Raw genomic sequence first — 20,185 nt, 5'->3', positions numbered from 1 at the left:
GTCTGTTGGCTGGGATCAGCTGTTCCATGAGGGCACGTCCGCAGGTGAACTCGTCGATGTGCTGGATCGTCAAGACGCAAATTCGAGCGGCCGATCTTAAAAGAGTGGGCCCATGAGATGGATGACGAAGGTATGCCATTGTAATTAAACGGCATCTTCTTGTTCCATAATCTATCTTATGCGATACATGCATGTAGCGGGGTACATTCTATTTCCAAGTGCGACATGCTTATAAAAACAATGGCTTCGCCTTGGAGATATATGCATGTCCCTTTGCTATTCGCAGCTCACCTTGCCTGACCGCAGACGCCTATTTCACCTCAGAGAACGCAAGGTTCCCGTCTCGGAGATTGCCCACCAGCTCGGCCGTCATCGCTCGACGATCTATCGCGAGCTTAAGCGCAATACGTTCCAGGATCACGACTTTCCGGAATATAGCGGCTATTACAGCGGTATCGCCAACGACATGAGCAAGGAGCGCCGACGACGGTTGCGCAAACTCAGACGCCATCCGCATCTGCGCGACCTCGTCATCGACCGGCTGAAGGCGCGTTGGTCACCCGAGCAGATCGCTGGCCGGCTTCTCGCAGATGGCGTCAGCCCCGTCCGTATTTGCCCGGAAACGATCTATCGCTTCATCTATTGCAAGGAAGACTATCCGCTCGGGCTGTATCAGCACCTGCCGGAACGACGTCGCAGGCGCCGGCGCCGCGGCGCACGCAAGTCACGCGACGGCTTGATCCCGCTTGACTGCAGAATCTCCCAACGCCCTGATTTTATTGATGATCGATCACAGTTCGGGCATTGGGAGGGCGATCTCCTGATCTTCCGGCGTGAACTCGGAGAGACCAACGTCACCTCGCTCGTCGAGCGCAAGAGCCGCTATACCGTGATGATCAAGAACCGCAGCCGGCACTCGCGGCCAATCATTGACAAGATCATCGATGCGTTCGCACCTTTGCCGGCCTTCGCCCGCCAGAGTTTCACCTTCGACCGCGGTACCGAGTTTCGCGGCTTTAGGGCTTTGGAAGATGGGATCGGCGCCAGAAGCTGGTTCTGCGATCCCAATTCGCCCTGGCAAAAAGGCGCTGTCGAGAACACCAACAAGCGCATTCGACGCTTCATGCCAGGCGATACGGATTTGTCCAACGTCGCTCAGCAGCAGCTCGTCGACCTCGCCCATCACCTGAATTCGCTCCCAAGAAAGTGCTTGGGCTACAAAACACCGGCGGAGGTCTTCATGGCGCATTTGCGTGAATGCGGCTAATCCCCTACCCTTCACACGCCCATGTTGCACTTGGCGTAGATTCTCCACCGCAAAGTTGAAGTGTCCTGTTTCTGCAAAGTTAGAATGTCACACTCCCCGGGTCTGAACGCCGCAAGATCGCTCGCTGGCGGACGGCCGGCGTCAATGTCGAGGTTATCGCCCAGAAACGTGGACGGTATAGCCTAACGTTCTTCCGTGAGTTCAGCGGAAGCTGGCTGAATGCTGCCCTCCTGAAACGGATTATTTCAACGGGGCAAGGTCACGATACGCGTGGCCGCCCCACATCCACTGACCTAGTCCTGATTGGCAACGACTGGCAAACTGCCTTCGTTCGAAAGACGGGTTTCGGTCTGCCGGGCGGCAAAGACAAGGCGGCGCTTTGCGCGGATCGCGTGCCATTGTTGGTCGATCAGGACGCCGATGAGGATCACGCCCCCCATGACAGCGAAATTCAACGACGAGGGTATACCCAGTAGATTCACGAGATTCTGCAACTCCTGGAGCAGGACCGTTCCCAGCACGACGCCGACGATCGACCCCTCGCCGCCGCGGAGCGAAAAACCGCCGAGTACGGCAGCGGCAATCGCGTAGAGTTCGTAGAACTGGCCATGGCTCGCCGGCGAGATCGAGCGCGTGTACATGGCAAAATAAATCGCCGAAAGTGCCGTAAGCAGCCCGCAGATGACATAGGCCGACATGACCATGCGGCCGGTACGGATACCGGAATAGCGGGCCGCCTCCTCGTTCTTCCCGATCGCGTAAAGATAACGCCCGAAGACAGAGCGATGCAGCATGATCCACATGACCACGGCAATGATGACGAGTGCGATGAAGGTGTTGGGAACGCCGTAAAACCGCCCAGCGGTCAGGAATTCGAGGTCGGGGAAATTTTGGCCGAAAGCAAAGCCCGCCGTTCCGTCGGCCGTATAGAAGCGTGCTGCCCCACGATAAATCAGGAGGCCGCAGAGGGTGACGACGAAGGGCTGCAGGTTGAGCCGGGTGATCAGCCAGCCGTGGACGGCACCTATAACCGCGCCGAGCGCGAGAATGAACGGCAGCGCCAGCATCCATGACATATCCTGGACCGCGATGAAATCGACGAAGAGCACGCCGAGAAGTGCTACGAGCGAGCCCACGGAAAGCTCGATACCGCCGGTAATGATGACAAAGGCTTGGCCGATCGACAGGATGCCGAACAGGCCGATCAGGTTGGCAGTGTTGGCCAGGTTGATCGGCAGCAGGAAGCGCGGATTGATGATGGCGACGACGATGCCGACGACGACGATCAAAAGCAGCAGTCCGAGATCTTTTTTGATCATTCGAGATCCATCCCCGATACTTATTTATATTGGCCGCAGCCGCTATTTTACCCTTTTGCCGACAGCAAGCAAAAGGACGCTTTCCTGGCTGATTTCGTCCTCTTCCAATATGCCGGCGATCTGGCCCTCATGCATGACGGCGATGCGGTCAGAAACGCCGATCACCTCTTCCATGTCGCTGGAGATCATCAGGATCGCCACTCCGGCATCGGCAAGCGCTCGCATCAGGCCGTAGATCTCGTTCTTCGCGCCGATATCGATGCCGCGCGTCGGCTCGTCGAAGATCATCACCCTCGGGCTCATCGACAACCATTTGGCAAGCACCACCTTCTGCTGGTTGCCGCCGGACAAAGTGCCGGTTCGCGTCGAAACGGAGGGCGCCTTGATACCAAGGCGAACGCGCTGCTTTTCGGCCGCCGCCCTCTCCCGCTCAGCGGAGAGCATGAAGCGGCTGGAAAGCTTGGGGAGATCGGCAAGGGTTATGTTCTGGGCGATCGGGAGATCAAGAAGAATGCCGTTGCGCTTGCGATCCTCCGGCACCAGGAAAATGCCACGAGCGACGGCGTCCCGGGCAGACCTGACCGCAATTTGCCGCCCATCCTGCAGAATGGCTCCGCCATAGCTTCGGTCGATGCCGAAGAGTACTTTTGCAAGCTCTGTGCGGCCCGACCCAACGAGCCCTGCAAGCCCCATGATTTCTCCATACCGGATTTCCAGATCAACCGGACGGCCGGGATAGGCCTCGGTGCGCACGCCGCTTGCCTTCAGCGCAACCGAGCCGGGCGAGCGCTGCGGTTTTGCGGTCCGGGCAGCAAGCACCCGTCCGATCATCAGCTTGACCATCTGGTCGTGGCCGATGTCTTTCTTGGCGAGCGTGCCCACAAGCGTGCCGTCGCGCAGGACTACGACCCGGTCCGCGACGCGCTCGACCTCGTGGAGGCGATGCGAGATGAAAATTACGCTGATGCCATCTGCTTTCAGCGATTTGATAATGCTCAGGAGCCGCTCGGTTTCGGCCAGCGGCAGGCTGGACGTGGGTTCGTCGAAGATGACGAGCCTAGCGTTGATGGACAGCGCCTTGGCGATTTCCACCATCTGCTGCTCGGCAAGGGAAAGCGATGCTACGGGTGTGTCGGTGGAAAAATGAGCCCCTACCCGCTTCAAAAGCGGCTTCACCATGTCTCGCAGCCGATCGCGATCGACGAGCTTGAAAGGCCCCGCCTTCAGCGGTTCGCGGCCCAGGAAGATATTGGCGGCAACGTCGAGATTCTCAAAGAGATTGAGTTCTTGGTGCACAAAGGCGATGCCGGATGCGATGCTCGATTCCACAGTGAGGAAACGAAGCTCTGCGCCGTCGAGCAGGATCGTGCCTCGGTCGGGGGCGATCACGCCGCCAAGAATCTTCATCAGCGTCGATTTTCCGGCCCCGTTCTCGCCGACGAGGCCGATGACCTCGCCCGGCATGATGTCGATCGACAGGCCCTCAAGCGCAATGACGCCTGGATAGGTCTTGCCAACGCCGGAAAGCGAAAGGAACGGCGTTGCAAGCGCGTCCGGTGACGGGATGTCGGAGCTGTGGTTCATCGCCTGTCCATGGCTGCTGATGCTGTCGGCATGAGACGTCTTTCGCGGCGGCGGCAAGTGCTGCCGCCGCGAAGGAGGGCTATTTTCCAGACATGGCCTTGAGGCTGGCGGCATATTTGTCAACGTCATCCTTGCCGATGATTACCGTCGGGATGATGATCAAGCCGTTGCTGGGAACGCCTGATTTGTCGCCCTTGAGATAGGCCGCCATCAGCTTCATGCCCTGATAGGCCCATTCGAACGGCTGCTGCACGACGGTCGCGGCGATCGTGCCTTCCTTGACGCCGCCGAGCGTGATCGGATCGTCATCAAAGCCGACGACGGTGATCTGGCCGAGTTTGCCGGCGTCGCGCAGCGCCTCATAGATGCGCGGCGTATTGTAGGAGTAGAAGCCGACCATGCAGGTGACGTCGGGGCTGGCCACCAGCGCGTCCTCGACGTTCTTCTTTGCGCGCGTCTGGTCGATATCGTCGCCGCGTACATCTGTCAGCTCGATCTTCGTGCCCTTCAGGCCGTCCTTCATGCCCTGAATGCGTTCTTTGGCATTGTCGGCGCCGAGCAGGCCGACGAAGCCGATGCATTTGCCGCCGTCCGGCATCGCTTTCTTGGCGATTTCGGCGGCCTGCATGCCGGCGTCGATATTCGATGAGCCGATATAGGCGACGCGGTTGGTCTGCGGCGCGTCACTATCGGTCGTGAAGAGAGCAGTCTGCGAGCCGATCTTGTTCAAGCCGTCCGTCTGGGTCTTGGGATCGACCGCCGAGACCATGACCCCCTTGACGCCGGCACTGACCAAGTCTTCCATAAGCCGTTGCTGAACGGCGACAGATGCCTGCTCAGGGTACTTCAGCTCCATCTGGTAGTCTGGCATCTCGCCCTGCGCCTTCTTCACGCCCGCTTCTGCGGCTTTCCAGAAGTCGGATGCGCCGTTGACGACAAATGCAAGTGTCGGTTTGTCGGCAGCATGCGATACGGCAATCGGCGCCGCGCTCAGCATCAACCCGGCGAAGAACAAGGCTGCATTGCGTTTCAGCTGTTTCATAATACACCTCCCGAGGGGCCGCAGTTGCACGGGCCCGTTTCCGATTTACGGCCGGCCGGATGCGCGCCCCCTCCTAGGGCCGTCGCAAAGCGACGAGTGGCATAGGTTCCGATCGCTCCCTGACGGTATACAAGAAATTTAATTAGTAAATAGTATTATCAATGCAGATCAAAACATTTCATCACGCAGTGGCCAGGATGGCAATTTTGTACTGGCAATGGCCAATAACTGATAGTGTTGCAGTAATTCATGCAATTGCCAGCGCTTTCAGATAGATGCTAATATTAATTATCAGAAACGACGATCAATCCACCCTACCCTATTATCCCGAGAGAGACAGTTTCCACGAATGCGAAAACCCAAGACCCAAAATAAGCCTGCGCGCGTGACGATGATGGACATCGCCGCGGCGGCTGGCTGCTCGCAGGCGGCCGTCTCCTTCGTCCTCAACAACACGCCCGGCACCCGTATCTCACAGCAGACGCGCGATCGTGTATGGGAGGCGGCGCGCGCGCTCGGCTACATGGAGAAGACCTATACGACGAAGGCCTCTTATTCCGGACTGGACAACGTCATCGGTTTCGCCGTGGATCAACTCGCCACCAGCCCGGAAGCGATCGTTGCGATCGAAGGCGCGCGGCAAGCCTCCTGGAACGCCGGCAATGTCCTTTTGGTAGCCCAGACGCTCAGTGATCCCGTCATGGAGCCGAAGGCAATCGAGGCGTTGACGAGCGGAGGCATATCGGCGCTCATTTATATGACGATCTATACCCGCCAGGTGGAGCTTCCTTCCTATGTCTGCAAGCTTAACATCCCGACGGTCCTGCTGAACTGTTATACGGCGGACCATGCCTTTCCCGCCGTGGTGCCGAGCGAGATCGCGGGAGGGCAGAGTTCCACCCGGCATCTGATCATGCATGGACACCATCGTATCGCGACGATCACCGGCGAAATCTGGATGCAGGCTGCGCAGGACCGGCTGACGGGATATCGCCGCGCGCTGGCGACCGCCGATATACCCTTCGATCCGGAATTGGTCATTGAAGGCGACTGGTCGGCCGGTGCCGGCTATGCCGCCACGATGAAACTGCTTGCTCTGAAAGAGCCGCCCACCGCGATCTTCTGCCAGAACGACCGCACTGCCATCGGGTGCTACGAGGCGCTCAAGGATGCAGGGCTTCGCATTCCCCAGGACATGTCGGTGGTGGGCTATGACGACGAAGAAATTTCACGACATCTCGTCCCTCCGCTGACGACTTCGGTCCTTCCGCATCTTGCCATGGGGCAATGGGCGATCGAACATCTCAACCCGGAAAGTGTGCCCGGCAAGCGCTATCCCATTGCGAAGCTCGAATGCTCGCTCGTCAAGCGTCATTCCGTCGCCGCGCCGCGGGCCGAGGCGCGGCAGATCCTGGATGGCGCACATACCTCTTCATAGAACTTGGGTTCGCGCCGGGACCGACGCCGGCGGCTAGCTCGGAAACCCTGATCGGGGCGCACCGGAAGACGTGGTCGAAATCGCTTAGTGCGATCGTACGGGCAGAGTTTGCCTTGTCGATAGGTTGCGAACGGGTTGCCCCCTGCCCTTGCCTCGTCGCTGGCTACCCAACCGATCTCAAATATTCTCAACCACAGATACAATCTACGCAGAGGCAACGTTGACGACGTGTAGATTTGGAGCTAGCTCTATCGGCCATGAAAATCGCAATGGTTCTCGTAGTGGTGATATCGCGCATGGGCAGGACGGTCTGATCGTCCGGCAATAGCCACCCATGCGCCGAAAACAGGTCCCTGACGGGGCCTTTTTTTATGCCCCGTCGCACCGATCACCTCACTCACGACGGAACCCAGATATGACCGGCGAGACAGCCAACTCTTCTCTAAACAACCCCTCTGATCGTCGCATGAACGGCGGCGAGATCGTTCTGCAAGCGCTGCGCGACAACGGTGTCGAACACATTTTCGGTTATCCCGGCGCAGCGGTGCTGCCGATTTATGACGAAATCTTCCAACAAGAGGACATCAAACATTTCCTGGTGCGCCACGAGCAAGGCGCCGGACACGCAGCCGAAGGCTATGCCCGCTCGACGGGACGAGTTGGCGTCATGCTGGTGACATCGGGACCGGGCGTTACAAATGCGGTCACGGCGCTGCAGAATGCCCTTATGGACTCCGTTCCGATCGTCTGCCTCTCCGGTCAGGTGCCGACAAATCTGATCGGCACGGACGCTTTTCAGGAATGCGATACGGTCGGCATCACCCGCCCCTGCACAAAGCACAATTTCCTGGTCAACCACATCGACGATCTGGCCAAAACGATCCATCTGGCTTTCCGGATTGCGGCGGCGGGTCGACCCGGCCCTGTTCTCGTCGACATGCCGAAGGACGTGCTCTTCGCCAGCGGCACCTACGTTGCACCTGAAAAGGTATCTCCCCTGCCGAGCTACCAGCCCGCAATGCAAGGCGATCAGAACGCGATCCGGGCGGCGGTCGCATTGATGGCCGAAGCCCGACGGCCCATCATCTATACCGGCGGCGGCGTCATCAATTCGGGACCGGAGGCGTCGCGATTGCTGCGCGAACTCGCCGACCTCACTGGCTTTCCCGTCACCTCCACCGTCATGGGACTTGGAGCCTACCCCGCCACCGGGCCGAACTGGCTGCGCGTTGCCGGACAGGACGGATCGCATGAAGCCAATATGGCAATTGGCGATTGCGACCTGATGATCGCCATCGGCGCGCGGTTTGACGACCTTGCGACCTCGCGTGCCCAGGAGTTTTCGCCTCGCTCGAAGAAGATCCAGATCGATATCGATGCGTCGTCGATCAACAAACGCATTCTCGTCGACATCGGCATTCAGGCCGACGCCGCGCATGTGCTGGCGGATATGATCCATGCCTGGCGGTCGCTCTCCACTATGCCCGACCAGAAGCGATTGCGGGCGTGGTGGACGCAGATCGATCATTGGCGAGCCCGCCATTCGTTTTCCTACGAACGGCTGGACCATGCAATCATGCCGCAACATGCCCTGGAGCGCCTGCATGCGCTGACAAAGCCGCACGACCCCATCATCGCCACGGAGATCGGTCAGCAGATGTGGGTGGCGCAGTTCTTCGGTTTCGACAAACCCAATCGCTGGATTACCTCAGGGGGATTGGGGACGATGGGCTTCGGTCTTCCTGCCGCGCTGGGGGCGCAGATCGCAAATCCCGGCCGCCTTGTCATCGGCATTGCCGGCGACGCTTCGGTGCAAACGACGATGAAAGAGCTGTCGACGGCGATACAGCATCAAGCGCCGATCAAGATCTTCATGTTGAGCGACGAGCATCCGGGCATGACGCGAGAATGGGGTCAAGTACCGGATGGCAGTGGTCGATCGCGCTCTTATTCGGCTTCGCTGCCCGATTTCACCAAGCTTGCCGAAGCCTATGGCGCTGTCGGCCTTCACTGCGAGAGCCCGAGCGAACTCGATGCCAGGATCGAGGAGATGATCGACGCGGACCGGCCGGTGCTCCTTCACTGCCGGGTTGCGAGGCTCGCCGACGCCCATCCGCAGTGACGGCCGATGATCGAACACACCAAAAGCAAGCCGTGCGGTCCTGCAGCCCGCAGATCACCGTTCTCAAGCTGCCAAAGCTGTCGCCAGATCCGCCGCTTGTTTAGTGCTTGCGGGCCTGGGGCAGCAGGTTCATGCTTGTCCCCTGTCTGAGGCCTGCTGGTTGCGGCTGAAATAGCCGTACATCGGGGTTTCGTGAGATGCGTCCGATGGAGTGCAGCGGCTGCGGGTTCGATATTCAGAGTGGTTTTGCTTTCTGTCCGCGATGCGGCGCAAAGCAACCACTCTCCTGTGCTGCCTGCGGCCATCCTTGTCAGCCCGATTTTGCCTTCTGCCCCCGATGCGGTGCGTCGATACCGGGCGCAGCGCAACCCGCGTCGAAGCCGAAGATCGAGGCGGTACTGTCTAAATCGGAGGGCGACGCCGACCGGCGGCCGGTAACCGTGCTCTTTGCCGATCTCTGCGGCTTCACGACGTTGAGCGAGCAGATCGACCCTGAAGTCATGCGGGTGCTGCAGAACGAATTGTTCGAAGAGATGACCCAGGCAGTCGAAGCCTATGGCGGCTTCGTCGACAAGTTCGTCGGCGATGCGCTGCTGGCGCTGTTCGGCGCGCCGGTCGCTCATGAGGACGATCCGGTCCGGGCGCTCGGTGCCGCACTTGATATGATCGGTCGGGCGACGCAGGTCGGCGAGCGCTGGCACGCACGCGCCGGCGTGCCGCTGCGTCTGCATATCGGCATCAATAGCGGCCCTGTCGTTACCGGCGGCTTCGGTGCGGTCAGTGCAAAATCCTATTCCGTGACCGGCGACACGGTGAACACCGCCCAACGCCTGCAATCCATGGCCGGCGAAAACGATATCCTTGTCGGGCCGCTGACCTATCGCCTCACCCGCCATGCTTTTGCCTTCGAGAGTCTCGGCGCGCAGGCGTTGCGCGGCAAAAGCGGAAACGTCCTTGTCCATCGGCTGACAGGGCTGTCGGAAGCGCCGCATACGGCGCGCGGGCTCGAAAGTCTCGGCCTTCAGGCACCGATGATCGGACGGGATACGGAAATGTCGCGGTTGCTAACATGCCTCGACCTTGCCTGCGGCGGTGCGGCGCAACTTGTCCGCCTGATCGGCGAAGCCGGCATCGGCAAGTCGCGGCTGGTCAACGAATTCGTTGCAATTGCCGGCAGTGCTGCCCGCTTCCAGGGCCTCGCCATCCGCAAAGCGACCTGCTCTCCGCTCGGCGAACAATCCTATGGCACGCTCGGCGCGGTCGTGCGCAGCGCCTATGGCATCGGCGAGCGAGACGATCTCGACAGGGCGCGGCAATTGCTGGCAACGGGGTTCCGCGCGCTCGATCTGACGCAGGAGGATGTCGAGGGACTTTTGCCGCTCTTTCTGCATGTCCTCGGTCTCGGCGATCCCGACGGCGCTTTGCGGTACATCGAGCCGGAGCAGTTGCGGCGGCAGATCTTCTATGCTGTCCGCACCGTCTTCGAGCGGCGGCTGGCGCAAGGTCCTCTGCTGCTTGTCATCGAGGATCTGCACTGGGCGGACGCCGCCTCGCTGGAAGTGCTTCGCTTCATGATGGACCGGCTGGAGCGCAGCCGGTTGATGCTGCTTGCGATCTACCGGCCGACATCGCAGACCGACCCACTGGACTCCAATCGTGTCAGCGTCACCGTGCAGCGTCTTGCCCCACTGTTTGCGGCCGACGGGCAGAAGCTGCTTGCTGCGTTTTTCGGCGAGGATCATGGCAAGTTGCCGGTCACGATGCGCAAGCGCATCCTCGACCGCGCCGGCGGCAATCCGCTTTTCATCGAAGAAATCCTCCGGGCGCTGATCGACATGGGCACGTTGCACAATGACGGTCAGCGCTGGCATGTCGCAGCGGAAGACACAGATGTCGATATCCCGGTGAATCTGCAAGCCCTGTTGCTTGCCCGCGTCGATCGTCTGCCCCAGGACATCAGACGGCTGGCGCAAGAGGCGGCTGTGGTCGGCCCGAAGTTCGATACCGCCTTGCTCCGCACCGTCGCCACGGACCCGGCCGCCATCGATGCTGCGTTGGATCATCTCTGCGATGCCAATATCATCGAGGAATTGCGCGGGCCCGATGCCGGGCAATCGCCGGGCTATCGCTTCAGCCAGACGCTGATGCACGACGTCATCTACCATAATCTCCTGCTGCAACGGCGCATGGAGCTTCATCAACGGATCGGTCAGGTTCTGGAACGTCAATATGGCGCAGTACCCGACCGGCCCGAGCATCTGGCGCAGCTCGGCCATCACTTCAGCCTGACCACCGAAAAGGCCAAGGGGGCCACCTATCTGATGGCGGCGGGCGATCTGGCGCGCAAAACCTACGCCAATGACGATGCGATGCGCCTCTACCGTCAGGCCCTTGCGGCCCTCGCAAACGAGGCGGAGGTGACACCAGAGCAACTCGCGCTGCTGGAGCGTCTTGCCGATCTCTGCGGTCCCGCCGGCCTCCGCGACGTTGCCTTGAACCATTATCAGCGAGCGCTTGCGATCCACCGCAACAACAACCCTATCGCCGCAGCGCGGATATTGCGCAAGGTCGGCCGTTTGCATCTCGATGCCGGGCGCCGCGATCAAGCGGAGACACATTTGGCCGAAGCCGAAGCGATAATCGCAACAATCGATGCGCCGGTCGAACGTGCGCATGTCCTGCAGGAGCGCGGCCATCTGGCCTTCCGCATGGGGGATCAGGCCGCGGCCGCCGAGTGGGCGACGCAGGCGCTGCAATGCCTGCAAACGCTGCCGATCGACGGGACGACCGAGGCCGGACGGGAGACAGCGCGAGCGATGGCGGAGGCGCTGAACACCAAGGGTGCAGCCTTTGCGCGGCTCGGACGTCGCCGCGAGGCCGTGCAGGAAGTGGAGCGCAGCCTCTCCGTCGCCGAAAAGGCCGACCTGCAAAGTGCTGCCTGTCGCGCCTATTCCAATCTCGGCGTTCTCTACACGATTGTCGATCCGGCCAACGCCATCAAGATCTGCCGGCGCGGACTGGAGGTCGCGACCCGTATCGGCGATCTCGGCTTCCAGGCGCGGCTTCTCGCCAACCTCGCAGTTGCCTGCTGCACCTTCACCGATCGCTGCGCTGCCGAGGGTGTACCGGCTGCAGAAAGGGCCGTCGAAATCGACCGGGCGCTCGATCAGCGCGACCATCTCTCCGTGCCGCTGATCGTGCTGGGCCAAATTCATCAATGCCACGGGCAGCCGAAGCTAGCTCGTAAGTATTACGAGGAAGCCCTTGAGGTTGCGAAGGAAATTGATGAACCGCAACTGCTCTTTCCATGCTATGATGGCTTGGCGACACTCAGCCTTGAGCATGACGACATGGACGAGGCGGAACGATATTTCACGCTGGCACAGGATGTGTGCATCCGCCACAACCTCGATCCCGGCACGCTCGTCGTCCTGCCGTTTCTCGATTGACTTGTCCTCGTTGCAGTGATCGCCGAAGATCGATTAAGCAATCGATTCAAGAACATAAAAGGAGGAACGAAACATGCAGGAGAACCACGCCGCAAGACCATTAAAGCCGGGAGATCGCGCGCCGAACGTGGTGCTGGATGCCATCACCCGCCAGGGCAAGGTCGCCATCGACGATTTTCGCGGCCAGAAGCCGGTGCTCGTCGGGTTGTTCCGCGGATTGCATTGCCCCTTCTGTCGCCGGCAGATTGCCGCCATGGCCGAACTCACCGATGCCTTGCAGGAGAAAGGTATCGACAGCCTGACCGTCGTCAACACGCCGATCGACCGCGCTCGCCTCTATTTCCGCTACCATCCGCTTCCCAATCTGCTGGCGGCCTCGGACCCGGAACGGGTATCGCACAGGGCCTTCGGCCTGCCGAATCTTCAGTTTACCGAGGCCGAGAATGACTGGCCGCACAAAATCAGCATGAGTGCGGTGACGTCGATGCGCATCGACATGCCGGACGAGCTCCCAGCGCCCATGGACCTGATGGCGGCGGTGGAATTTCTCGACAAGGCGGATGGCTATGAATTCACCGAGGATGACAAGCAGATGATCGCCACCGGCCATGGCCAACTCGTCGGCGAATTCCTGCTCGATCGGGATGGTATCGTCCGCTGGTGTTTCACGGAAGTCGAGGAGGATGGCCGCCATATGTTCGGCGGTCCCGCCCCTCGGGAAGTGATGTCGGCAGCGTCGAATATGGCTGTTTGAAGCGAGTGATCTCTTGCAGCGCCGTGCGTCTTTTCAGGCGCAATGGCGCTGCAACAATTCCGCAGGCTATCACGCTGTAACGATACCGACTGACTGACACCCGCAGCGCGGGCCCCATCTCAAGGAACAAAACTCGCACGTCGATGTTGTCGTTACGATGGCACAGCAACGTGGGAGGAACTCATGCGGAAATCTCTTCAGTTCGTACTGGTCGGCTTGGCCGCGATAACTGGGTTAACGATCTCGCCAACGATCTCGGCGGCGCAGGAATTGGAGTTGCGTGTCGGCCCCGGTGGCGTTGGCGTTTACGACCGTGATCGCGACCGTGACCGATATGACGGATATGACCGGCGCGGACCGCGAGGATGCGATCCAGACGACGCTCTCGACATCGCACGCGGCGAAGGACTTCGCAGGGCGCAGATCGTGCGCATGTCTCCCCGCAGTATCGTTGTGCAAGGGATGACGCGCCGTGGACCGGAACGAATGACCTTTGCAAACCGGCGCGGCTGCCCGGAAATCTGACCGCTGCTTGAGCAATGAGGCGGACGGCAGGGTCTTCGAGGCCGCGAACGAATGCGGACGGCGCGGCCCTGTTTCCAAACCGGCGCGGAACCTTTGAGCACGCTGGACATTGCGTCCATGCAGCGCGCCGCGCTGCATAGGCACCATAGGAGGATTCATCATGATGAGCGGTCAATTGAAGGCGCTTCTCGCCGTGCTTGCCGTTGCCGGCTACCAAAACAGAGACAAGATCGGGGAGCTCCTGCGGGGCATCCAGAACCCTCAGCAGGCTGGCGCAGGAAACCAGCAGCCCGGCGGGCTGGGGGGCCTTCTCGGCGGACTGGGCGGCTCGGGCGGTCTCGGCGGTCTTCTCGGCGGGCTGACATCCGGCGGTATCGTCAGCGGCGGTCTGGGCGACCTGCTGAAGACGTTTCAGCAGAATGGTCACGGTGACAAGGTGGAGTCGTGGGTACAGCCCGGTCCGAATGCCGACATCGATGACGGCCAGCTCGCGGAAGCACTAGGTCCGGAGGTTCTCAACGAGATCGCTGCCAATACCGGCCTTTCTCATCAAGAGATTCTTGGGCGACTGAAGCGCGATCTTCCCAAGGCTGTCGACGACCTGACCCCAAACGGAAAACTGCCCACCGCCGAAGAGGATTTTTTGTCTTTCGCGAGCCAATCGACCGCGCGGCCCGGCACCGTCTAACATCGAGCCGTCTTCGAGGCGCGCCGGCGTCACTCCGGAAGTCCCGCCTTGCGGTAGCCGTCAATAAAATGCTCAAGCGTCCGAGCGTCGCGGAATGGCTCGGTCTCCGCCCAGTGGCGGGTTGAAAAATGCGGGTTGGCGACGAGGAACAGTTCGGCCTCGGCGCGCGCCTCGTCGAGCCGGCCGAGTTGGGCAAGACTTGCCGCCAGGAAACGGCGTGAGCTTGTCCGAAAGGTCTCGTCCCTGCGCAGCGTCTCGACGGCGGTTACGTATTGGCCGGCGGCATATTGCGCCTGGCCTAGCGTCAGATAGTACCAGCTTGCCGGAAACGGGTTCAGCCGGAAGGCCTTGGCGATATGCTCAAGGCCCTCCCCGACCCGCCCGGCCAGGACCGCAATGTCGGATAGTGCCGCAAAGGTGTCGGCCTCGTTCGGATCGATTTCGATCGCCTTGGCGAATTCCGCATCCGCTTCGGCAAAGCTACGCTCATAGGCAAGCAGGTAAGCCAAAATCCAGCGGCAGCCGGCATCATTGGGATCGATCGCGACCGCTTTGCGTGCCAGCTCCAAAGCAAGGCTGCGGGTGGGTTGCGTTGGTCCGCCGGAATGCACCTCTCCCATCCAGTGGTTCATGGCAAGCCAGCGATAGGCCTCGGCATAGTCGGGATCGAGGGAAATCGCGCGCGTCAGCATCAGATGCGCTTCCCGCGCCGCCTGCGGCGTATCATCCATCAGCCTGCGCGCCCGCACGCAGAGATCGTAAGCCTCGAGATTTTTGGGCCGATTGCGCGATGGTGCTGCGCGCAGCCGCCCGAGCAGCGCTTCGACGATCTTGCCGGTGACCTCGTCCTGAACGGCAAAGATATCGTCGAGGCTGCGATCGAAGCGTTCCGCCCATAGATGATCGCCACTTGCCGCATCGACCAGCTTGGCGTTGACGCGCACGTGCCCTGCTACGCGTCTTGCGCTTCCCTCCAGCAGGTAGCGCACGCCGAGCTCCTCGGCGATCTCGCCTACGTCTCTGGCCTTTCCCTTATAGGCGAAGGCCGAGCTGCGGGCGATGACGAACAGGCCCGGCATTCTGGACAAGTCGGTGATCAGGTCCTCGGTCAGCCCGTCCGCGAAGGATTCCTGCTCGGGATCGTTGCTGATATTCAGGAACGGCAGCACTGCTATCGATGGTTTGTCAGGCAGCGGCAAAGCTTTTCGCTTCACGCCGCCAAGCTGGTTGATGGCCCCTGTGAAGCGGTAGCCCACGCGCGGCACCGTGGAGATCCATTCGCCGCCGTCGCCGGTCGGACCGAGCAACTTGCGCAGCTGCGCGATCTGGACGGTGAGGTTGCCTTCCTCGACCGCCCTGCCCGGCCACGCCGCATCCATCAACTCGGCCTTCCCCAAGATTTCGCCGGGCCGCCCGACAAGCGCTGCAAGCAGCTTTACTCCGCGGTGGCCGACGGCAACGGGATCATCGTTCCGAAGAAGCGTCCCCTTAGTCGGATCAAGCACGAATGGTCCAAAGGCATAACGCGATCCCTGCATGAGGCGCATCCTAGAGTCTTTAAAGCTTTGATGGAACTGTTCGTCCGCTTAGGCCGCGTGGCATCGCGGACGCGAGCAGTGTAAATCATGTGCCAATGGCTGATGGCGGTGACGACCAAATGATGGCTGCCTGAAAATAGTGCATCGAGGTGACTCCCATGGTTTTCTGGATAGGGGGTGCGGTTGGATTGGCGATCGCTTATCTCCTCGGCTCCACACCCTCGGGCTATCTGGCGGGCAAACTGCTCAAGGGCATCGATATCCGGGATCATGGCTCCAAATCCACCGGAGCAACGAACGTATTGCGAACGCTCGGCAAATGGCCTGCATTGGTGGTGCTTCTGGTCGATGTCCTGAAAGGTGTGGGAGCAGTCGTCTTTGCCCGCTGGTTTTACCCTTGGTTCTCGACAGTCTCATCGGGCACGCCACCGACAGCGCTTGATCCGCAAAGCTTAGAGCCTTGGGCTGTTTGCCTGGCGGGACTTGCCGTGTTGTTAGGGCATGGCCGTTCGGTCTGGCTCACCTTTACCGGAGGTAAGTCGGTTGCCACGGGGCTTGGCGTGTTGCTGGCGATGTCATGGCCCGTAGGTTTGGGCGCTGTGGCGGTTTTTGGCGTTGCGCTGGCGGCCTTCCGGATTGTTTCCCTGAGTTCGATGCTGGCGGCGTTGACGGCCATCACTCTCGTCTGCGGCTTGGAGCAGCCGCTGCCCTATCGGCTGTTGGTGATCACAGGCGGCATTTACGTGATTGCCCGCCATCGCGCCAACATTCGGCGGCTACTGGCCGGGACGGAGCCTCGTCTGGGCAAGGTCGCCTAGAAGCGAAAACGCACCGCACCATGCACTGCTTGCTACCAGAGGAAGCAGGGTTTCAATCTTGCCGGACGATGGCGCCGACCGCATTGACCAGAAGGCGCGCGGCGGTCAGAGCCGAGAGGCCATCAATGTCGGCAGGAGGATAGAGCTCGACAAGGTCGAATCCTGCGATTCTGGCCCGCCTGCCGAGGCCCGCGATTAGGTCGATCACCTCAGTGTAAGTGAGGCCGCCGGGCGTACGCGCCGCCCGGCACGATGCTGGGATCGAGGCTGTCGCAGTCGAGGGTGACGATGACCCGCGCTCCTTCAGGAATATGCCGGAGAGCGGCTTCGGCCCCCTCGGCGTGAATTTCGCGGGCGGTCACGAAGCGGCTGCCGTAGCCCCGCGCCGCTTCGATGTCGGCGAGGCGTGCGCTGCCGACGCTGCGGAGGCCGACCTGGACCATGCCGACGACATGCGGCATCTCGCTCGCCCGACGCATAGGGCTCGAATAGCCGTGACGCTCGCCATGCACCTCGTCGCGCCAGTCGATATGGGCGTCGATCTGCAAGATCCAGACCGGCCCGTGATCCGCAAAGCCGGCGAGGAAGGGAATGGTCACGGAACAATCGCCGCCGACTAGGATCGGAACGGCGGGCATTGACAGGACATCGCGCGTCTTCGCCTCGATCCGGGCTCGGTTGCCGGCATTGTCATGCAGGGTGGTTGGGATGTCGCCGGCGTCGATGCAGGAAACCGGCCTGCCGTCGAACAGCGGGCCGCCGAGATTGAAATCCCAGTGCTCGACGAGCGGGGCATCGTCCTGGCTCGCAGCGCGGATGGCATCAGCGGCCAGAGCGTAGCCGCTGCTGTCCTTGCCGGGATAGGTGCTGCCGTGAGCGGCTGCGAAGATCACCACACGGGGCAAACGCCCATCGGCGAGGCGATCGGGAAGGCCGAGAAAGGAAAGTGAGGCGGTCATTTGCTGTAGTCCCGATGATGTCCGGCTGAAATTGCGGTGGTGAGGGCTTGCGGTCGGGGCAAAATGCGATGCTGACCTGTTTAGTCCCTTTGGACGTTTTTGAGAACTTTTTGGGAAAACTTAAGTACGACGCTCCCCGGCTCCTGCAGAATTCATCCTCTTTGACGTTGAGGCTCCCCGGCCCCTCAAACCATACGGTCTGACGAGGACATCTGCATGACTGCCGAAAGCATCACATCAGCGCGCGCGGATCGGATCCCATGGGCCGCGATGGCGGGCATCATCGCGACCGTCATGGTATTCGCCGTGGCACAGGGGCTGACCTATCCGCTGCTCAGCTTCATCCTGGAGCGGCAGGGAACGACATCGGGCCTGATCGGCCTGTCGGCGGCGATGACGCCGTTGGGTTTTATCCTATCCGCGCCCTTCATACCGGCGCTGTCGCGGCGTGTGGGCGGGGCGCGGCTGGCGATCCTGTGTTCGATCCTGGCCGCCCTCACCCTGATTACGATTGCCTGGATGCAGGAGATCTCGGCCTGGATGCCGCTGCGCTTCCTGCTCGGCTTCTTCGCCAATCCGCTCTACGTGATCAGCGAAACCTGGCTGATTTCGATCACGCCGGCGCCACGCCGGGGTCGGATCATGGGCCTCTATTCATCGGTCGTTTCGGGTGGCTTCGCCATCGGCCCGCTGTCGCTCGGCCTCGCCGGCAGCGAGGGATGGCCGCCCTTCATGATCGGCATCACGGCCTTTCTTCTCTGCGGCCTGATCGTGCTTGCCGTCGCCCCTCGCCTGCCCGAGATGCCTGACGAAGGCGAGGCAACATCGGTCGGCGGCTTCTTCGCATTGGCGCCGCTGCTGCTGTTTGCGGTTTTCACGGCTGCCGCCTTCGAGCAGATCCTGCTTTCCTTGTTCGCGGTCTATGGCGCAGCACTCGGCAGCGCCGAGGGACGCATCGCGTCGCTCATCACCTGCTTCATCGCCGGCAATGCCGTGCTGCAGATTTTGCTCGGGCGCGTGGCCGAGCGGTTCGGCTCGACGCGGATGATGTTATTCTGCATCCTGGCTTGCCTGGCCGGCTGCCTGCTGCTGCCGTCGGTCTTCACCACGTGGCTCATCTGGCCGCTGTTTTTCGTCTGGGGCGGGGTCTCGTTCGGGATCTACACCCTGTCGCTGATCCAGCTCGGCGAGCGTTTCACCGGCCAGGCCCTGATCGCCGGTAACGCGGCCTTCGCCTTGGTATGGGGCATCGGCGGCATTGTCGGCTCACCCGCGACAGGACTGGCGATGCAACTGATCGGACATCAGGGTCTGCCATTGTCCCTTGGCCTGCTCAGCTCCGTGCTGGCGGTGTTGCTGATGGCTAGGAAATGGCGGGGCTGATCGAGGCACTTGCTCGGGCCGCCTTGCCCTGTCCTCATCTGCCGACCTCTTTCGCAGCAGAATTTGCCATTTAATCTATAACACGTTATATAACATCCAATACAAATGGGGAGTCGGCATGGTCGAGGATGTGGTCCGGACGCTGGGGTTTCTGTGCATGGGCAGCCGGCTGCGGCGCATCGGAGAGAGACTGCAGGCCGATACGCAGCAGGTCATCGACGAGGCCGGTCTCGGCATCCAGGCGGGCCAGTATCCGTTCCTTGCTGCAATCGACCGGGCCGGGCCGCTGACGATCGGCGAGCTTGCGCAGGCGGTGGGCATCACCCAGCCCGGCGCAACCCGGACCACCGGCCAGCTTCTCGAACTCGGTTACGTCGACATGCAGCCGGCGCCGGACGATCAGCGTCGCAGACTGGTCTCGCTGACCGCCAAGGGACAGGACCTCGTCGATTATTCGAAGAAGGTGATCTGGCCACGCATCGCCGCCGCTGTTGCCGATCTCTGCGGCGATCTCGACGGACCGATCCTCGAACAGTTGGCCGCCATCGAGGACGGGCTTGCGGTGGCGCCGCTTGCGCGCCGCAGCCCTGTCAAGGAGGAAACATGATGAAACATATTCTCGACCGGCCGATCTGGAGCGCGCTGGAAACCGCACATGCCGATCTCGCAGAAGGCAGTGAAAAGGCACGGCGGTACCCGCCGTCCATCGTCCCCTTCGCGGCGTCCGCCGACGATGCGCCGGAAAGCCTCGACGCCCTGGAGGAGCTGCCGGCGCCGGAGGGGAGCATGATCCTCGTCGAGGCGGGACCGATCGCCATTCCACCGGGCTTAGCCGTCGTCACAGAGGCATCGGTGGTCCAGATGGTGGCCGAGCGGCCCCATGAGAGGATTTCAGATCCGCGCATCGAGCCCCTGACGGAGACCGATGCCGCCGACATGCTGGCGCTGGCGACACTGACCAAACCCGGGCCGTTCACCCTGCGAGCCCAGAGCCTCGGCAGCTTCTGGGGGATCAGAAGCGAGGGCCGCCTGGTGGCGATGGCCGGGCAGCGGATGCGGCAGACTGGCTTTGCCGAGCTTAGCGGGCTTTGCACCCATCCCGATTTCCAGGGGCGCGGCCTCGGCACCCTGCTCTTCCGTTTCGTCGCCGGCGAAATCGCATCCACCGGCGACACGGCCTATCTGCATGCGTATGCGGCGAATACCTCGGCCATTTCCCTCTACGAAACGCAGGGCTTCGCTCTTCGCTCGGAAATGAACATGCGCGTGGTCAAACGCCGTTCCTGAGCGGTGCTCACC

General features: G+C 61.2%; 15 protein-coding genes and 1 pseudogene. 11 read left to right on the top strand and 5 right to left on the bottom strand.

The genetic code is table 11. The features are described 5' to 3' along the window. Positions 1–265 precede the first annotated feature (265 nt). Positions 266–1,267, top strand: coding sequence for an IS30 family transposase (locus tag CUJ84_RS09740; protein ID WP_105006026.1), 1,002 nt, complete (start codon positions 266–268; stop codon positions 1,265–1,267). 293 nt (positions 1,268–1,560) lie between these two features. Here the strand turns inward: CUJ84_RS09740 and CUJ84_RS09735 are convergent, their stop codons facing one another. The 3 genes from CUJ84_RS09735 to CUJ84_RS09725 form a co-directional block, all read right to left on the bottom strand. Next, complete coding sequence (locus CUJ84_RS09735; RefSeq protein ID WP_105006025.1) at positions 1,561–2,586, bottom strand: ABC transporter permease; 1,026 nt, start codon at positions 2,584–2,586, stop codon at positions 1,561–1,563. A gap of 42 nt (positions 2,587–2,628) precedes the next feature. Further along, the gene (locus CUJ84_RS09730) at positions 2,629–4,170 is read right to left on the bottom strand and encodes a sugar ABC transporter ATP-binding protein (protein WP_105008139.1); all 1,542 of its coding nucleotides are present in this window, start codon (positions 4,168–4,170) and stop codon (positions 2,629–2,631) included. Positions 4,171–4,249: 79 nt separating this feature from the next. Next, positions 4,250–5,212, bottom strand: coding sequence for a sugar-binding protein (locus tag CUJ84_RS09725; protein WP_012757474.1), 963 nt, complete (start codon positions 5,210–5,212; stop codon positions 4,250–4,252). A 349-nt stretch (positions 5,213–5,561) separates the two neighbouring features. Between CUJ84_RS09725 and CUJ84_RS09720 the strand changes: the two genes are divergently transcribed. The 6 genes from CUJ84_RS09720 (at position 5,562) to CUJ84_RS09695 (ending at position 14,188) form a co-directional block, all read left to right on the top strand. Continuing rightward, a complete protein-coding gene (locus tag CUJ84_RS09720) occupies positions 5,562–6,650 on the top strand; it encodes a LacI family DNA-binding transcriptional regulator (protein WP_105006024.1) in 1,089 nt (362 codons plus the stop codon). Between the two features lie 415 nt (positions 6,651–7,065). After that, the gene (gene ilvB / locus CUJ84_RS09715; RefSeq protein ID WP_105006023.1) at positions 7,066–8,772 is read left to right on the top strand and encodes a biosynthetic-type acetolactate synthase large subunit; all 1,707 of its coding nucleotides are present in this window, start codon (positions 7,066–7,068) and stop codon (positions 8,770–8,772) included. Positions 8,773–8,978: 206 nt separating this feature from the next. Further along, entirely contained in the window at positions 8,979–12,221 is a 3,243-nt protein-coding gene (locus CUJ84_RS09710; protein WP_105008138.1) for an adenylate/guanylate cyclase domain-containing protein, read from the top strand. A gap of 73 nt (positions 12,222–12,294) precedes the next feature. Further along, positions 12,295–12,975, top strand: a complete 681-nt coding sequence (locus CUJ84_RS09705; RefSeq protein ID WP_105006022.1) for a peroxiredoxin-like family protein — start codon at positions 12,295–12,297, stop codon at positions 12,973–12,975. A gap of 183 nt (positions 12,976–13,158) precedes the next feature. After that, positions 13,159–13,500, top strand: a complete 342-nt coding sequence (locus CUJ84_RS09700; RefSeq protein WP_105006021.1) for a hypothetical protein — start codon at positions 13,159–13,161, stop codon at positions 13,498–13,500. Between the two features lie 160 nt (positions 13,501–13,660). After that, on the top strand, positions 13,661–14,188 hold the full coding sequence (locus tag CUJ84_RS09695) for a YidB family protein (RefSeq protein ID WP_105006020.1): 528 nt from the start codon (positions 13,661–13,663) through the stop codon (positions 14,186–14,188). Between the two features lie 29 nt (positions 14,189–14,217). On the opposite strand, the gene CUJ84_RS09690 is transcribed toward CUJ84_RS09695, so the two are convergent. After that, positions 14,218–15,726 (bottom strand): winged helix-turn-helix domain-containing tetratricopeptide repeat protein, encoded by a 1,509-nt coding sequence (locus CUJ84_RS09690; protein WP_105006019.1) that lies wholly within the window; start codon positions 15,724–15,726, stop codon positions 14,218–14,220. 158 nt (positions 15,727–15,884) lie between these two features. Between CUJ84_RS09690 and plsY the strand changes: the two genes are divergently transcribed. Continuing rightward, a complete protein-coding gene (gene plsY / locus CUJ84_RS09685) occupies positions 15,885–16,544 on the top strand; it encodes a glycerol-3-phosphate 1-O-acyltransferase PlsY (RefSeq protein ID WP_105006018.1) in 660 nt (219 codons plus the stop codon). A 52-nt stretch (positions 16,545–16,596) separates the two neighbouring features. On the opposite strand, the pseudogene CUJ84_RS09680 reads toward plsY, so the two are convergent. After that, positions 16,597–17,503: pseudogene (locus CUJ84_RS09680) on the bottom strand (agmatinase). Positions 17,504–17,719: 216 nt separating this feature from the next. Between CUJ84_RS09680 and CUJ84_RS09675 the strand changes: the two are divergent. The 3 genes from CUJ84_RS09675 to CUJ84_RS09665 all read left to right on the top strand — a co-directional run bounded on the left by CUJ84_RS09675 (position 17,720) and on the right by CUJ84_RS09665 (position 20,173). After that, positions 17,720–18,886: an MFS transporter gene (locus CUJ84_RS09675; protein WP_105006017.1), complete on the top strand. Its 1,167-nt coding sequence runs from the start codon at positions 17,720–17,722 to the stop codon at positions 18,884–18,886. Positions 18,887–19,004: 118 nt separating this feature from the next. Beyond that, a complete protein-coding gene (locus CUJ84_RS09670) occupies positions 19,005–19,493 on the top strand; it encodes a MarR family winged helix-turn-helix transcriptional regulator (RefSeq protein WP_105006016.1) in 489 nt (162 codons plus the stop codon). Beyond that, a complete protein-coding gene (locus CUJ84_RS09665; RefSeq protein WP_105006015.1) occupies positions 19,493–20,173 on the top strand; it encodes a GNAT family N-acetyltransferase in 681 nt (226 codons plus the stop codon). The genes CUJ84_RS09670 and CUJ84_RS09665 overlap by 1 nt, the downstream gene beginning before the upstream one ends. Positions 20,174–20,185 lie beyond the last annotated feature (12 nt).

This window comes from Rhizobium leguminosarum, assembly GCF_002953715.1.
Classification (GTDB): Bacteria; Pseudomonadota; Alphaproteobacteria; order Rhizobiales; family Rhizobiaceae; genus Rhizobium; species Rhizobium leguminosarum_V.
Note: the sequence above shows the minus strand (reverse complement) of the source record. Positions and strands in the feature narration are given on the sequence as shown.

Bases quoted from the DNA above. Each gene is read 5' to 3' on its own strand.
- ilvB (WP_105006023.1), top strand. From the start codon at position 7,066: ATGACCGGCGAGACAGCCAACTCTTCTCTAAACAACCCCTCTGATCGT.
- CUJ84_RS09695 (WP_105006020.1), top strand. From the start codon at position 13,661: ATGATGAGCGGTCAATTGAAGGCGCTTCTCGCCGTGCTTGCCGTTGCC.
- CUJ84_RS09710 (WP_105008138.1), top strand. From the start codon at position 8,979: ATGGAGTGCAGCGGCTGCGGGTTCGATATTCAGAGTGGTTTTGCTTTC.
- CUJ84_RS09665 (WP_105006015.1), top strand. From the start codon at position 19,493: ATGAAACATATTCTCGACCGGCCGATCTGGAGCGCGCTGGAAACCGCA.
- CUJ84_RS09675 (WP_105006017.1), top strand. From the start codon at position 17,720: ATGACTGCCGAAAGCATCACATCAGCGCGCGCGGATCGGATCCCATGG.
- CUJ84_RS09690 (WP_105006019.1), bottom strand. From the start codon at position 15,726: ATGCAGGGATCGCGTTATGCCTTTGGACCATTCGTGCTTGATCCGACT.
- CUJ84_RS09670 (WP_105006016.1), top strand. From the start codon at position 19,005: ATGGTCGAGGATGTGGTCCGGACGCTGGGGTTTCTGTGCATGGGCAGC.
- CUJ84_RS09730 (WP_105008139.1), bottom strand. From the start codon at position 4,170: ATGAACCACAGCTCCGACATCCCGTCACCGGACGCGCTTGCAACGCCG.
- CUJ84_RS09735 (WP_105006025.1), bottom strand. From the start codon at position 2,586: ATGATCAAAAAAGATCTCGGACTGCTGCTTTTGATCGTCGTCGTCGGC.
- plsY (WP_105006018.1), top strand. From the start codon at position 15,885: ATGGTTTTCTGGATAGGGGGTGCGGTTGGATTGGCGATCGCTTATCTC.
- CUJ84_RS09700 (WP_105006021.1), top strand. From the start codon at position 13,159: ATGCGGAAATCTCTTCAGTTCGTACTGGTCGGCTTGGCCGCGATAACT.
- CUJ84_RS09720 (WP_105006024.1), top strand. From the start codon at position 5,562: ATGCGAAAACCCAAGACCCAAAATAAGCCTGCGCGCGTGACGATGATG.
- CUJ84_RS09705 (WP_105006022.1), top strand. From the start codon at position 12,295: ATGCAGGAGAACCACGCCGCAAGACCATTAAAGCCGGGAGATCGCGCG.
- CUJ84_RS09740 (WP_105006026.1), top strand. From the start codon at position 266: ATGTCCCTTTGCTATTCGCAGCTCACCTTGCCTGACCGCAGACGCCTA.
- CUJ84_RS09725 (WP_012757474.1), bottom strand. From the start codon at position 5,212: ATGAAACAGCTGAAACGCAATGCAGCCTTGTTCTTCGCCGGGTTGATG.